This window comes from Xanthobacter sp. ZOL 2024 (genome assembly GCF_052932325.1).
Map to the genome: position 1 here is coordinate 1989712 of NZ_CM128808.1, position 14949 is coordinate 2004660.

Below are 14949 nucleotides of genomic sequence, written 5' to 3' on the forward strand. Positions count from 1 at the left end.
TCACACCCCTTCCAGCAGCACGTCGAGATCGATGGAGGACTGGACGCCCAGCTTGTCACCGTCCTTCTCCAGGAACGCCTCCGCCGATGCGCGGCCCTCCGCCTTGAGCATGCTCAGGAAGTCCCATTCGGCATTGAGCTTGGAGGAATAGCCGAGCGTCGCCATCAGGGAATTCGGCACCATGTGAATGCGCATCTTGGCCCATTCGGCGCCTTCGCTATTGCCCGGATCGGCCACCTTGCGCAGCAGCGCGATCATGCGCAGCTCCTTGAGCAGCACGGCGTTGAACGACACCTCGTTGAGCCGGTTCATGATGTCGGCGGCGGATTTGGGCGTGCCGGGGCGCTCCACCGGATTGATGGGGATGAGGATGGTGTCGTCGGATGAGAGCTCGCGCACCAGCGGCGTCATGGTGGGGTTGCCGGAATAGCCGCCATCCCAATAGGGCTCGCCGTCGATCTCGATGGCCTGGAACAGGGTGGGCAGGCAGGCCGAGGCGAGCAGCACCTCGGGTGTGATCTCGGCGTTGCGGAACACCCGCCCGCGCCCGGTGCGCACGTTGGTGGCGGTGATGAACAGGCGGATGGGCGAGCCCTTCAGCCGCTCGAAATCGATGTGCGCGTCGAGGATCTCGCGCAGGGGGTTGAGGTTCGCCGGGTTGAGGTCATAGGGCGAAAACATGCGGGACATCATGTCCATGCCCCAGAACATGGGCGAATTGTCCAGGGTCCAGCGGCCCATCAGCCGGTCGAGCGGGCTGCGCTGGAACGGGCTGAAGCGGGCGGCTTCCGAGACCGCGCGCCAATAGCGGTCGAGGGCGGCACGGGCCCCCTCGGCGCCGCCGGCGGCATAGCCGTCGGCCAGCACCGCCGCGTTCATGGCGCCGGCCGAGGTGCCGGAGATGCCGTCGATGGTCAGCCAGCTCTCTTCCAGCAGGCGGTCGAGCACGCCCCAGGTGAAGGCGCCATGGGCGCCGCCACCTTGCAGGGCCAGATCCACGAGGAGGGGGGAGCGTTCCATGTCGCGCGTCTCCAGTCAGTTGCCCCGCCCGCGCGGGGCGTATGGGCTGTGCGTTTGCTGCAAGCCCTGTGCGTTTCCTGGTGGTGTCACGCCGTGGGCGGCGCTCTTGCTTCGGGCCCGGCGGCGTGCCGCCGCCGGGATCATCGGTCAGGCGTGGGCCGGCGCCGCGGCAGGTGCAGCCGCCTGCTCCGGCCCGGTATCGGGGCCGAACCAGGCCACGTAGAGCGCCGGCAGGAAGATGAGGGTGAGCAGGGTGCCCACCAACAGACCGCCCATGATGGCGAAGGCCATGGGCCCCCAGAACACGGTGGGGGCGATGGGGATCATGCCCAGCACGGTCGAGACGGCGGTGAGCATGATGGGCCGGAAGCGGGTGGAGGAGGCGTGCACCACCGCATCCCACACCTTTTTGCCGGCGGCCCGGTCGGCCTCGATCTGGCCGATCAGGATCACCGCATTCTTGGTGATCATGCCGATCAGCGCCAGCACGCCGAGGATGGCCACGAAGCCCAGCGGTCGCCCGGAGGCGAGCAGCGCCGCCACCACGCCAATGAGGCCCAGCGGCGCCACCGACAGCACGATGATGAGCCGCTGGAAGCTCTTCAGCTCGAACATGAGCACCGTGAACATCAACAGCAGCATCACCGGCACCACCGCCACCACCGAGGCGAGGGAGGCGGCGCTTTCCTCCACCGTGCCGCCCACCGCGATGTCGTAGCCGGCGGGCAGGGTCTTGCGCAGCGCCTCGATCTTCGGCTGCAGCGCTTCCACCACGCTCTCCGGCAGCACGCCGCGTGTCACGTCCGCCTGCACGGTGAGCGTGGGCACCCGGTCGCGCCGCCAGATGGCGGGATAGTCCTGGCCATATTCGAAGGTGGCGATCTGGCTCAGCGGCACGGTACGGCCGCTGGGCAGAGGCACCTGCAGGGTGGCGAGGCTGTCGAGGGAGACACGCTCCTCGTCAGTGGCGCGGGCCACCACATTGACGAGATAGATGTCGTCCCGTACCTGGGTCACCGGCGCGCCGCTGAGCACCGTGTTGAGCACCCCGGCGAGCTGGGCGGTGGAGAGGCCGAGCAGCCGCGCCTCGTCCTGGTTCACCACGATGCGCACCTGGCGGGCGGGCTCGATCCAATTGTAGTTGATCTGCTCCGCCTTGGGGTTGGAGGCCACCACCGCCGCCAGATCGAAGGCGATGGCGCGGACCTTCTCGATGTTCGGCCCGGACACCCGGTATTGCACCGGCCAGCCCACCGGCGGGCCGAGCTCCAGCGGCGCGATGCGCGAGACGAGCTGCGGGAAGTCTTCCGCCAGCACCTTCTCCAGCTTCGCGCGCAGCCGGTCGCGCCCGGCCACATCCTTCGCCACGATCACCGTCTGGGCGAAGAAGTCGTTGGGCAGCTGCACGTCGAGGGGCAGATAGAAGCGGATGGCGCCACGGCCCACATAGGTGCTCCAGCGGTCCACGTCGGGATCGCCCTGCAGCACCTTGTCGAACGCTTCCGCCACCGCCTCGCTGGCGTAGATGGAGGCGTTTTGCGGCGAGGCGAGGTCCACCAGCAGCTCGGGCCGGTCGGACGACGGGAAGAACTGGCGCGGGATCAGCGGCAGCGCCAGCACCGACAGCACGAACAGGCCGAGGGTCACGGCGATGGTGGCCCAGCGCATCTTGAGGCAGCCGATGAGCAAACGGCGGTAGAGCCCCATCACTCCCTTCGGCGGCGCATCGGGATCGGGCACCTGGTTCCTGGGCGGCGCCTTCAGGATCAGCGTCTGCAGCAGCGGCGCGAATAGCACCGCCACGATCCACGACACCAGCAGGGCGATGGCCACCACCGCGAACAAAGTGAAGGTGTATTCGCCGGCCGAGGAGGCGGCGAAGCCCACCGGCACGAAGCCGGCCACCGTCACCAGGGTGCCGGCCAGCATGGCCGCCGCATAGGCCTTGAAGGCGTAGGAGGCGGCGGTGACCTTGTCATCCCCGGCGGCGAGCCGCGTCAGCGTCGCGTCGGTGGTGGTCATGGCGTCGTCCACCATGAGCGCCAAGGCGATGATGAGGGCGCCCAGCGAAATGCGCTGCATGTCGATGTTGGCGATCTGCATGAGCGCGAACACGATGGCGAGGGTGAGCGGGATGGCCAGCGCCACGATGGCGCCCGCCCGCACGCCCAGAGCGATGAACGACACCACCAGGATGATGGCCACCGCCTGCCACAGGCTTTCCATGAACTCGGCGATGGCGTTGTTCACCGTCACCGCCTGGTCGGCCACCAGATGCGCCTCGATGCCCACCGGCAGGTTGGCGACGATGCGGTTCATGGCGGCATCGATATTCTTGCCCATGGCCAGGATGTCGCCGCCGTCCCGCATGGCGATGGCGAGGCCGATGGCCGGCTGGCCGTTAACGCGGAACATGGGCTGGGGCGGATCGGCAAAGCCGCGGCGGATGGTGGCGATGTCCGCGAGGCGGATGAGCCGGCCGTTCACCACGAAATTGACGTTGGCGATGTCCTGTTCCGAGGAGAAGGCGCCGGAGACCCGCACCGCCAGGTTCTCCGAACCGGTGCGGATCTCGCCCGAGGGCTGCACGATGTTTTGCCGCTGCAGGGCCGCCAGCACCGCCGCCCGGTCGATGCCGAGGCTGGCGAGCTCGCGCATGGAGAACTCGATGAAGATGCGCTCGTCCTGGGCGCCGAGGATCTCGATCTTCGAGACGTCCGGTACATGCAGCAGCTCGGAGCGGGCGTCTTCCACATAGTCGCGCAGCTCGCGCTGGGTGAAGCCGTCCGAGGTGAAGCCATAGATGATGCCGAAGGTGTCGCCGAACTCGTCATTGAAGAACGGTCCGACGATGCCCTGGGGCAGGGTGTGGCGGATGTCACCCACGCTCTTGCGCACGTGATACCAAATGTCCGGCACCTCAGCGCCGGTGGCCGAACCCTTCAATTGCACGAAGATGGTGGTGGTGCCGGGGCGGGTGTAGCTCTCCAGATAGTCGAGCTTCGGCACCTCCTGCAGCTTGCGCTCCAGCCGCTCGGTGACCTGCTTGAAGGTCTCTTCGAGGGTCGCGCCCGGCCAGTTGGCCTGCACCACCATGGTCTTGATGACGAAGGTCGGGTCTTCCGCCCGGCCCAGGTTCTTGAACGCCATCACCCCGGCCACCACGGAGATGGCCATGAGGTAGATGATGATGGAGCGGTGCTTGAGCGCCCAGGCGGAGAGGTTGAAGCCGTTCACGACTGCGGCTCCAGCAGGCGCACCTGCTGCCCCGGATGCAGGGCCTGGACGCCTGCCGTCACCACGATCTCATCGGCCTTCAGGCCGTCGCCCACCGCCACCGCGGCGGGACTGAAGCGCAGCACGTCCACAGTGCGCAGCGCCACCGTCTTGGTCTTGGGATCCACCACCCACACCGCCGGCTTGTCGTTGAGGCGGGTGAGGGCGCTCGCCGGAATCTCGATGACCGGGGCATTGTCCACCGCCACCCGGCCGATCACCGTGGTGCCGAGGCGCAGCGCCTCCGGCGGGTTGATGAGGCCCACCCGGACCCGGAAGGTGCGGGTGACCGGATCGGCCTGGGGCGCCACCTCGCGCACCCGGCCCTGCGCGGTCACGGCGGGATCACCGGCCAGGGTGACGTCCACCAGCGGATCGCTCGGCAAGGTGGAGAGCAGCGCCGCGGGCACCTCGAACACGGCGTCGCGGCCATCGCGGCGCGCCACCTCGACGATGGGCTGGCCGGGCTGCACCACCTCGCCGGGCTCGGCCCGGCGCTGGGTGACGACGCCGGCGGAATCCGCCTTCAGCTCGGTGAAGCCGAGCCGGTCTTCGGCCATGCGCACCCGGGCTTCCGCGTCGTCGAGCTGGGCGCGGGCATTGAGGAACGCCTGCTCGGCCTGCTCATACTGGGCGCGCGGGGTGAAGCCGCGGGCCAGCAGCTGGCGCTGGCGCTCATACTGGTTGCGGGTCTGGGTGACGTTGGCGGTGGCCGCCGAGACCGCCGCCTGGGCCGAGCGCAAGGCGTTCTGCTCATCCTGCGGATCGAGCCGCGCCAGCACCTGGCCGGGTTGAACCTGGTCGCCCACATTCACCAGCCGCTCGATGACGCGTCCGCCGATGCGGAAGCCGTAGGCGGCTTCGTTCTGCGCCTCCACTTGGCCGGTGAGGGAGACGGTGTCGCCGGCGGGCCGGGCCGCCGCGATCACGGTGCGCACCGGGCGCGGCTCGGGGGCTTGCGCCTCCTGCTTCTCGCCGCAGGCCGCCAGCAGCAGCGGCGCGCCCAGGAGCAGGATCGGGAGGGCGAGCCGGCGCCTGCGGGAGGCCGGCGTGGTCTTCAGCAGAAGCGACTCGACGGCCACGGTGGCACCCCTTTTCAGACAAAACATCGGTTTCCTATAGCCGAGGTGCTGCGGTGCCACTAGCGCCGGCCACCGCCGACTTTGGTCCCCTATGAAACCGCGCGGACGGAGGCGATGGGCCGCCGCGGGGGAGGGCTGCATCCCGCCAGCGCTTGAGTTTCCACCGCATGGCCTTTCGGTGGAGGTATCAAGGTCGCGCACGCTTCCTGGTTGGTGGGGCAGGGCGGCTCGGCCGCAGGCCATCACATTCGTGTGGAGTGTTGCTGCATGGGCGCACCTTTCGCCGGCAAAGCCGCGGCGGTGATGTCTCAAGACAGGACAGAGGGGCGGGGATCGGCTATCGCATCGAGGGTCCGGTGGTGTGAGTTGTGCCGGTCCGGGTTGTGCCACTCGGCCGATCCAGGTTCGGGCGGGCCGTCGGCGGCACGGGAGTGGAATTTGAGCGATCTGCGGAGCATGGCCGTCGCGCTGGCGGTCGGTCTGGTGTCGGCCCTCGCCATCGCCGGCATCGGCGCCCGGCGGGTGGATGCCGAGCCGACCCCGGCGCTGGTGGGCAGTGAGGCCTGCGCCGATTGCCATGGGACGCAGACCGAGGCGTGGCGCAACTCCCAGCATGCGGTGGCCATGCAGCACGCCACCGCGCAGACGGTGCTCGGCGACTTCAATGGGGTCGATGTCGATTATTTCGGCACCCGCTCGCGCTTCTTCCGCGACGGCGACAAGTTCATGGTGACCACCCAGGGGCCGGATGGCGCCGACACCCCCTATGAGGTGAAGTACACCTTTGGTGTCCATCCGCTGCAGCAATATCTGGTGGAGTTCGCCGACGGCCGGGTGCAGGCCCTGCCGTTCGCCTGGGACAGCCGGCCGAAGGCGGCGGGTGGCCAGCGCTGGTTCCATCTCTATCCCAAGGAGCCGATCCGCGCCGGCGATCCCCTGCACTGGACCCGGCCCAGCCAGAACTGGAACTTCATGTGCGCGGAGTGCCACTCCACCGGGGTGCGCAAGAATTACGACGCTGCCACCGATCGCTTCAATACCACCTTCTCGGAGATCTCGGTCGGCTGCGAGTCCTGTCACGGCGCCGGGGGCGGGCATGTCGCCTGGGCCCGCGGCGGGGCGGATCCCGCCCAGCCGCGCATGGGTTTCGCCAGTCTCCCCGCGCGCCGCCCCACGCCCGACTGGACCCCTGATCCCGCCACCGGCAGCCCGGCCCATGGCACCAGCCGGCCCAGTGGCGACGAGGTGGAGACCTGCGCCCGCTGCCATGGCCGCCGCGGCATCCTCTCCGAGGACTGGGCCCCGGGCCATCCGCTCACCGACACCCATCTGCCGGCGCTGCTCTCGGGGGATCTGTTCGAGGATGACGGGCAGATGCGCGACGAGGTCTTCAACGACCACAGCTTCAAGCAGAGCCTGATGTATGCCAAGGGCGTGGTGTGCAGCGATTGCCACGATCCCCACAGCGGCGCGCTCAAGGCGGAGGGGGCGGCCGTGTGCGGGCAGTGCCACGCGCCGGAGCGTTTCGCCAGCCAGAGTCATACCGGCCACGTGCCGGGGCCGCAGGCGCCGGACTGCATCTCCTGCCACATGCCGGCGCGCACCTATATGGTGGTGGACCCGCGCCACGATCATTCGTTCCGCGTGCCGCGGCCCGACCAGTCGGTGGCGTTCGGCACGCCCAACGCCTGCACGGACTGCCACAGGGACAAGCCGGCGCAATGGGCGGCCGATGCGGTGGCCCGCTGGCACGGGCCCGACCGCAGGGGCTTCCAGACCTGGACCGAGGCGTTCCACCGGGCCCGCGCCGGCGAGCCGGCGGCGCGGGCGCTGCTGCTCCAGCTCGCCGACGATCCCGCCACGCCGGGCATCGTGCGGGCGACCGCCCTGTCGGAGGCGCAGCAGTTTCCCGCCCAGGCCACCGCGGCCGCCGTGGAGAAGGGGCTGGGCGATGCCGATCCCATGGTGCGGGTGGTGGCGCTGCGCGGCCTGGCCGGCCAGCCGGCGGCCCGGCGCCTGGACCTGGCCGGTCCGCTGCTGGCGGACCCGGTGGCGGCGGTGCGCATGGAGGCGGCGGTGGTGCTGGCCGATCAGGCGGTGGCCGATCTGCCGCCGGAGCTGCGCGGCCGGCTCGCCACCGCGCTGGCGGAATATGAGGCGGCCCAGCGGCTCAACGCCGATCGGCCGGACGCCCGGGCCAACCTGGCGCGGGTGCTGGCGGCGCGGGGCGATGTGGCGGCCGCCGAGGCGGAGCTGCAGGCGGGGCTGCGCCTTGCCCCCGATGCCACCGGGCTTACGGTCAACCTGGCCGATCTCTACCGGGCCCAGGGGCGCGAGGGGGAGGTGGAGCGCACGTTGCGCGCGGCGCTCGTCGCCAGCCCGCGCTCGGGGGCCCTGCATCATGCGCTCGGTCTCTCTCTGGTGCGGCAGAAGCGCTACGAGGCGGCACTGAGCGAACTGCGGCAGGCCATGGAGCTGGCGCCGGAGGATCCGCGCTTCGCTTACGTCTATGCCGTGGCCCTCACGTCCACCGGCCAGGGTGAGGAAGCGCGGGCGGTGATCGATCAGGCCTTGCGCCGCCACCCCTATGATGGGGGCCTGCTGACGCTGGCGCTGCAGGGGGCGATCCGCGGCGGCCAGGTGGCGCAGGTGGCGGACCTCGCCACCCGCCTGTCGCAGGTGCAGCCGGACGATGCCAATCTCGCCCGGCTGGTGGAGCGTCTCAAGGGGCGCTGACCGCGTCCGCTGGCGGCGGTTCGCGGCCAGCGGGCCGTGCCGCGAACCGCGCGTCAGGCCTTCACCACCGGCGGCGGCGCCCAGGTGCCGTCGAGTACGGAGGGCGGGGTGCGGTTGGGCCAGTAGAGGCGCATGGTCAGGGCGAAGGGCGCGGCCGGCGCCGGCAGCCAGTTCTGCTCCTTGTCCTTGCCCGGGGATTCGTGCTGGACATAGAGCGTCAGTGAGCCGTCGTCGTTGTAGACGAAGTCATTGCGGGTGCTGACCGTGAGCTTGTTCAGCGCATTGGGGTAGAACCACAGCCCGTTGTCGATCTGATACATGGTGATCGACCAGAACGCCTTGGGATTGACGGGCGGCATCTCGCCCTTCTTGAAGGTCACGGTGTAGCGGTTCCGGCCGTCGAGCTTGGCGCCGGTGCCATCCACATAGGTGGTGGGATAGACCGAGACCTGCGGCTGCTGGGCCGGCCAGCCGTTGGAGGCCCAGGCGGCGCGGGTCAGATAATCGGTGCCGTAGATGGCGCCGGTGCTGGTGACCCGCCAGCCGTTCACATCCTTGCCGAGGGTGGCCCAGGTCTCGTTCAGCTTGTCGGTGACGCGCTGCGGCACGTCCTGGAGCGCCGCGCGGATGGCGGGATCGAGGGCTGACAGCTTGAAGCGCTGGCCGGGCACGATGCCGATCCGGGCCATCTTGTCGAGCATCGGTGCATCGGCGGCGGGCGGCACGGCCACGGTGCCCATCAGCCGCGTCAGCCAGTCGAAATAACCCTCGACGCCGAGGGCCAGGATGACCTTCTGCGGCGCCTCGTCCATCTTGATGCCCACATCCGCCACGGGCGGGGCGACGAAGCTGAAGTCCTTGCCGTAGGACGACAGGGGCACGACCTTGTACTGGTCCTGCAGCGTGTGGACGATGGCCAGGTCCTCGGGGGTGTCGAGGGCGTAGGTGCGACCCAGCACGCCCAGGTAACGGGTGGGATAGGCGATGTGGGTCATGCCCTTGGGCACCTCGCCGCTCCAGCCGGGGCCGGTGAACAGATAGGTGGCGGCGGCGGTGCCGGTGGTGTTGGTGCCCACCGAGTGCTTCACCACCATCCACAGGTCGACCAGCTCGAAGTTGAAGAAGCGGTCCTTGATCTCCGGATGGCTGAAGACCATCGGCTCCTTCAGGTCGAGCCACGCCATGGAATACAGCGTGTCCGCATTGGTGGCCGAAACGCCGCGATAGGTCGCCGGCGGGTAGCCTCGCACATTGAAGAACGAGCCCAGCGGCGCGCTCATCAGGCCGGGCTTGGCCACATTGCTCATCTGCAGCCGGGTGATGTCGGTGGTGACCAGGGAATAGCCATAGATATAGGCATCGATGGCGATCTGCCGGGCCTCTTCGGCGCTGAGGCCGGCCTCGGCCCGGCCGGTGGCGGGCGCGACGGCCACGGCGGTGGCCAGGGCGCCGACGGCGGTGGTGGCCAGAAAGGCGCGGCGCGACAGTGTGCGGCCGGTCAAACGTGTGTTCATCTGGAACATCCCCGAGACAGTGGGTTGTGTCGGCCGCATCGGGCTGTGCGGTCGGCGTGGAAGGGCGCGCCGGCGCGGCGCGCGGTCCGCTCCGGTGCAGGGCGCGCTGTGCGCTGCTCCCAGCCCGGCGACCCCCGTCCGGGTGGGGCGCGCTCGGGAAAGCGTGGTCAGTCCCACATCCCGCCCTTATCGTATCCGACAAGGGGCGCTCTCCGCGGATTCGCCACCACTCGCACCGGAGCGGCTCAGGTGACAGAGCAAAGAAGGCAGGCGCCGACCACCCATTTTGCGCCAGTGCCGCGCAGGCTCCCGGCCCGTGCGGCACTGGGCGACACCCCGCTGCTGACGGTGACCGCGCTGGCCGGAGTTCCCGGCTTCGTGCGCGAGAGCTTCGGCGAGCGGGTGCTGCAGCGGGCGGTTCAGGCGGCCATGCTCGATATCGAGGCGGTGGAGGACCAGGATTGCTTCATCCCTCACATCACCGTGACCACCTTCGTGGATGCGGTGGCGCGTTTTTCCGGGGACGATGCCTTCTCGCTGACGCTGGCGCCGCACCTGACCATGGCCAGCAAGGGCTGCTGGGCCACCTACATGCTGGCCGCGCCCACCCTCGGCGCGGCGATTGCGCGGGGCATCGACACCATCGGCTTCCACAGCCGGGGCGATGTGATGTCGCTGGCGGTCCATGAGGGCACCGCGCGGCTCGCTTATGCCAGCGCGGCCCGAGGTTTCGATGGCTATACCCATGTGGCGGTGGGCACCGCCGGCATTCTGCTCAGCCTGTGCCGGGCTTTTCTGCCGGCCGCCTGGCGGCCGGGGCGGATCGCCTTCGATCTGCCGCGACCGCCGCGGCCGGAGCTGTTCGAGGCGACGTTCGGGTGCCCGGTGGTGTTCGATGCGCCGGCGCTCGCCGTCACCTTTCCTGCAGATCTCTTGCGGCGGCGGGCGCGCCACGGCGGCGCCCTGCCGCCGATCACCGTGGCCGATATCGCCCGGGCGCGGGTGGAGTGCCGCACGTTGAACCGCCTGCGTGACGTGCTGGAGCAGCAGATCTGGACACAGGTGCTCAGCGGTCGGGTGTCCATCGAGAGCGCGGCGCATGCGGTGGATACCAGCGTGCGGACCCTCCAGCGCGAGCTCAATCGCGAGGGCACCAGCTTCCGGGAGCTCGCCAACGCTATGCGCATCAAGCGGGCGGCGGAACTGCTGCGCGACACCGATCTTTCCGTTACCGCGATCTCCACGGTGCTGGGCTATGCGGCGCCGGCCCATTTCGCCCGCGCCTTCCGCCAGGGGCGTGGCATCAGCCCCCATGAGTTCCGCGTGCACGCCGCGTCCAACGTCGCCGCGTAAGCCGGTACGTGCGGATCGCGCGTGGAGCAGGCGCGCCAAGGGGATCTTTGACGCCCGGGCGTGACAACCACCGGCCCCTTTTGCCCTCTCAACTCCGTTGTCCCCCGTGGTCGGGGCGCGGCCAAGGCGCGCCGGCCGCGGAGCCGGCCCCTGGCTTTTCGGCCGAATACGGCCGGGGCGGGGCCGCAGAGGTCTTGATACCTGCGGGCCGCTTTGTTTAAGATACAATTGATGTAATCGTTATGCGATTAAAATTCGCATTCGTCGCACAAGGCACCGCCCGATGACGATCCTTTCCGCGCTCCGGCAGGTCCTGGCCGAAACGGCCATTCTCACCGCGCCGGCCGATGTCGCCCCCCATCTCACCGACTGGCGCGGGCGATATAGCGGCGCGGCTGAGTGCGTGGTGCTGCCGGCCACCACCCAGGAAGTGGCTGCGGTGGTGAAGATCTGCGCCACCCGTGGGGTTCCGGTGCTGCCGCAGGGTGGCAACACCAGCTTGTGCGGCGGTGCCGTGCCGGGGGGCGCGGCGCGCCCGGTCATCATCAATCTCTCCCGCATGCGCCGCATCCGCGCCCTCGATGCCGCCAACAACACCATGGTGGTGGAAGCCGGCTGCGTGCTGGCGACGGTGCAGGAGGCGGCGGCCGCCGCCGGCCGGCTCTATCCCATCAGCCTCGGCGCCGAGGGCTCGTGCCAGATCGGCGGCACCATCGCCACCAATGCCGGCGGCACCGGCGTGCTGCGCTATGGCAACACGCGGGAGAACATCCTGGGCCTCGAGGTGGTGCTGCCCGACGGCAGCATCTGGGATGGCCTCTACACCCTGCGCAAGAACAACACCGGTTATGATCTCAAGCACCTGTTCATCGGCGCCGAAGGCACCTTGGGGATCGTCACCGGCGCGGTGCTGAAGCTGCATCCCCTGCCCACCGCCCATGCGGTGGCGTGGCTGGCGCTGGAGACGCCGGAGCAGGCGCTGGAGCTGCTCGGCCTGTTCCAGGCCGCGTGCAGCTCGCGGCTCTCGGCGTTCGAGCTGATGAACGCGCTGCAGCTGCAATTGGTGCTCGACCACGTGCCCGGGCGGCGCAATCCGCTTGCCGCCGGCGCCCCCTGGCACCTTCTGGTGGAATTGTCCGACACCGGCGACGAAGGCGAGCTGACCGCGACGTTGGAAAAGGTGCTGGAGCAGGCGCTGGGCGCGGGCCTCGTCGCCGATGCGGTTCTGGCCTCCAGCGAGGCGCAGCGCGCCGCCATGTGGCTGGTGCGGCACAGCGTTTCCGAAGCCAACAAGAAGGCGGGCGTGGGCCTCACCACCGATTGCGCGGTGCCGGTTTCCGCCGTGCCCGCCTTCCTCCGGAGCGCCACCGAAGCCATGCGCGCGGTGGTGCCGGATCTGCCTGCCATCGTGGTGGCCCACATGGGCGACGGCAATGTCCACTTCATCCCCTTCTTCACCCATGCCGCCTGGGCGGCGCTGGAGAACCGGGATGAGATCGCGGCCCGGGTGCGGGCGGCAGTGACCGATGCCGGCAGCGCCCTCGGCGGCACCTTCAGCGCCGAGCACGGCATCGGCCAGACCCTGGTGCCGGAGATGGCGCGCCGCAAGCCGGCGGTGGAACTCGCCCTCATGCGCACCCTCAAGGCGGCGCTTGACCCCGCCGGCCTGTTCAACCCCGGCAAGCTGCTGCCGCCGGCGTCCTGACATCCCACCCCTTTCAAGACCCTCCAGAGCCTGAAAAACATAAGGGAACTGCCATGACCCACGCGTCGAAGACCAACGGAGTTTCGCGTCGCACCGTGCTGCTGGGGGCCGCCGCCGCTGGCGCCCTCGCCATGCCCGCCGTGTGGAGCCCCGCCCGGGCCCAGAACAAGCGCATCGTGGTGCGCGACGACGGTGGCATCTACACCAAGGCCTATGGTGCCATCTATTACCGCCCCTTCACCGAGGCCACCGGCATCGAGGTGGTGGCGGTGCAGGCCAATGCCGAGCCCACCGCCCAGATCAAGAGCATGGTGGAAACCGGCAACTACACCTGGGACATGGCCAAGATCAGCTCGCCGGCCATCCTCATCCTCACCGCCGGCGCGCGGGTCTATCTCGAAAAGCACGGCCTCGAGAACGAGGCGGTGATCAAGTCGATCCCGGCCCAGTACATGTCGCCTTATGGGGTCGGCACCAACGTCTATTCCACCGTGCTCGCCTATCGCACCGATGCCTTCAAGGGCCGCAAGGCGCCGGAGAGCTGGGCGGACCTGTGGGACGTGAAGGGCATTCCCGGCCGCCGCGCCATGCGCAAGCATGCGTTCGACACCATCGAACAGTCGCTGATGGCGGCCGGCGTGCCCACCGACAAGGTCTATCCGTGTGACCTCGACAAGGCCTTCGCCTCCCTCGACAAGATCAAGCCGGACGTGGCCGTGTGGTGGACCAGCGGCGCGCAGGTGGAGCACATGCTGACCTCCGGCGAGGTGGACATGCTGCCCACCTGGGTGTCCCGTGCCCAGGCCGCGCAGACCGCCGGCGCGCCGGTGGGGATCATCTGGAACCAGGGCATCTGGGGGGCCGACAGCTGGTCGATCCTGGCCGGCTCGCCCAATGCGGACGCCTGCCGCCAGTTCATCACCTTCGCGTCCGACCCCAAGCGCCAGGCAGCGCTGACCGAGTATTTCCCCGCCGGCGTCACCCAGCCGGAGGCCTTCAACTACATCAAGCCGGAGATGGCGAAGAACTGCCCCACCTATCCGGACAACATCAAGACCGGCCTGAAGATCGACGCCAAATACTGGTTCGACAACCAGGCCGCGGTCATCGAGCGCTTCAACGCCTGGCTCCTGAAGTAAGCCGTTCCTTCCAGACGACAGGAGCCCGCCATGGCCGCATCGAGCCTGAAGATCTCGCAGCTCACCAAGACCTACGGTGATTTCGTCGCCCTTGCCCCGACGGACCTCGATGTGGCGGACGGTGAGTTCCTCACCCTGCTCGGCCCCTCGGGGTCGGGCAAGACCACTTTGCTCAGCCTGATCGCCGGGCTGGCGGACGCCGATGCCGGCGCCATCCTCATGGAGGGCGCCGACATCACCTACAGCCCGCCCTATGAGCGGGACATCGGCATGGTCTTCCAGAACTATGCCCTGTTCCCCCACATGAGCGTCATCGACAACATCGCCTTTCCCCTGAAAATGCGGAAGGTCGGTACCGCCGAGGCGCACCGCCGCGCCCAGGAGGCGCTGGAGATGGTGCGGCTGCCGCAGGTGGCCGCCCGCTTTCCGCGTGAGCTGTCCGGCGGCCAGCAGCAGCGCATCGCGCTCGCCCGCGCCCTGGTGTTCCGCCCCTCCATCGTGCTCATGGACGAGCCCCTGGGCGCCCTCGACAAGAAGCTGCGCGACCATATGCAGCTTGAGATCAAGCGTATCCATCGCGAGCTCGGCACCACCATCATCTATGTGACCCACGACCAGGAAGAGGCGATGACCATGTCGGATCGCATCTGCCTGATGAATGCCGGGTCCATCGAGCAATTGGGCACGCCGGACGATCTCTATTTCCGTCCGCGCACCCTGTTCGTGGCTGATTTCCTCGGGGAATCGAACCTGCTGCCGGCCACCGTGCGCGCCGTCGCTGGCGAGACGCTGGACGTGGCCATGGGGGGCGTGGTGGCGCCGGTGGGCGGCAATGGCGCGGCCTTCACGCCGGGCCAGGAGGTGAAGGTGCTGGTGCGCCCGCAGAACCTCACCGTCGATGCCGCCCGGCCCGACGATGGGCGGGTCACCGGCCGGCTCGCCGAGATCATGGTGAGCGGCAGTCTCACCAAGCTCTATCTGGACCCGGTGACGCCGGGCCTGCCGCCGCTGGTGGCGGCGTTCCCCACCCATCGCCGCAGCCCCCACCATGCCATCGGCGACCTCCTGGCGGTAGAATGGCACAGCGCCGACGCCGTCGCCATTCCCAGCGCGGGAGCCTGAGC

Annotated in this window: 9 protein-coding genes; 5 read left to right on the top strand and 4 right to left on the bottom strand. The window is 69.1% G+C overall.

The window, feature by feature from the left end:
* The 3 genes from ACU4E7_RS09260 to ACU4E7_RS09270 form a co-directional block, all read right to left on the bottom strand.
* Positions 1–1020, bottom strand: coding sequence for a patatin-like phospholipase family protein (locus ACU4E7_RS09260; RefSeq protein WP_447021335.1), 1020 nt, complete (start codon positions 1018–1020; stop codon positions 1–3).
* Positions 1021–1167: 147 nt separating this feature from the next.
* The gene (locus ACU4E7_RS09265) at positions 1168–4257 is read right to left on the bottom strand and encodes an efflux RND transporter permease subunit (protein ID WP_447021336.1); all 3090 of its coding nucleotides are present in this window, start codon (positions 4255–4257) and stop codon (positions 1168–1170) included.
* Positions 4254–5378 (bottom strand): efflux RND transporter periplasmic adaptor subunit, encoded by a 1125-nt coding sequence (locus ACU4E7_RS09270; protein WP_447021337.1) that lies wholly within the window; start codon positions 5376–5378, stop codon positions 4254–4256. Before ACU4E7_RS09270 ends, ACU4E7_RS09265 begins: the two co-directional genes overlap by 4 nt.
* 438 nt (positions 5379–5816) lie before the next feature.
* On the opposite strand from ACU4E7_RS09270, the gene ACU4E7_RS09275 reads away from it, so the two are divergent.
* The gene (locus tag ACU4E7_RS09275; protein ID WP_447021338.1) at positions 5817–8114 is read left to right on the top strand and encodes a tetratricopeptide repeat protein; all 2298 of its coding nucleotides are present in this window, start codon (positions 5817–5819) and stop codon (positions 8112–8114) included.
* A 53-nt stretch (positions 8115–8167) separates the two neighbouring features.
* Here the strand turns inward: ACU4E7_RS09275 and ACU4E7_RS09280 are convergent, their stop codons facing one another.
* Positions 8168–9628, bottom strand: a complete 1461-nt coding sequence (locus tag ACU4E7_RS09280) for a DUF1254 domain-containing protein (RefSeq protein WP_447021339.1) — start codon at positions 9626–9628, stop codon at positions 8168–8170.
* 249 nt (positions 9629–9877) lie between these two features.
* Between ACU4E7_RS09280 and ACU4E7_RS09285 the strand changes: the two genes are divergently transcribed.
* The 4 genes from ACU4E7_RS09285 (at position 9878) to ACU4E7_RS09300 (ending at position 14947) form a co-directional block, all read left to right on the top strand.
* Positions 9878–10981: an AraC family transcriptional regulator ligand-binding domain-containing protein gene (locus ACU4E7_RS09285; protein ID WP_447021340.1), complete on the top strand. Its 1104-nt coding sequence runs from the start codon at positions 9878–9880 to the stop codon at positions 10979–10981.
* A 283-nt stretch (positions 10982–11264) separates the two neighbouring features.
* Positions 11265–12686, top strand: coding sequence for an FAD-binding oxidoreductase (locus tag ACU4E7_RS09290; RefSeq protein WP_447021341.1), 1422 nt, complete (start codon positions 11265–11267; stop codon positions 12684–12686).
* A gap of 53 nt (positions 12687–12739) precedes the next feature.
* A complete protein-coding gene (locus ACU4E7_RS09295) occupies positions 12740–13825 on the top strand; it encodes an ABC transporter substrate-binding protein (protein ID WP_447021342.1) in 1086 nt (361 codons plus the stop codon).
* 30 nt (positions 13826–13855) lie between these two features.
* Positions 13856–14947: an ABC transporter ATP-binding protein gene (locus ACU4E7_RS09300; protein WP_447021343.1), complete on the top strand. Its 1092-nt coding sequence runs from the start codon at positions 13856–13858 to the stop codon at positions 14945–14947.
* Positions 14948–14949: the final 2 nt, after the last annotated feature.

Excerpts from the sequence above, each read along its gene's own strand:
- ACU4E7_RS09295 (WP_447021342.1), top strand. The coding sequence starts at position 12,740 with ATGACCCACGCGTCGAAGACCAACGGAGTTTCGCGTCGCACCGTGCTG.
- ACU4E7_RS09290 (WP_447021341.1), top strand. The coding sequence starts at position 11,265 with ATGACGATCCTTTCCGCGCTCCGGCAGGTCCTGGCCGAAACGGCCATT.
- ACU4E7_RS09260 (WP_447021335.1), bottom strand. The coding sequence starts at position 1,020 with ATGGAACGCTCCCCCCTCCTCGTGGATCTGGCCCTGCAAGGTGGCGGC.
- ACU4E7_RS09280 (WP_447021339.1), bottom strand. The coding sequence starts at position 9,628 with ATGAACACACGTTTGACCGGCCGCACACTGTCGCGCCGCGCCTTTCTG.
- ACU4E7_RS09300 (WP_447021343.1), top strand. The coding sequence starts at position 13,856 with ATGGCCGCATCGAGCCTGAAGATCTCGCAGCTCACCAAGACCTACGGT.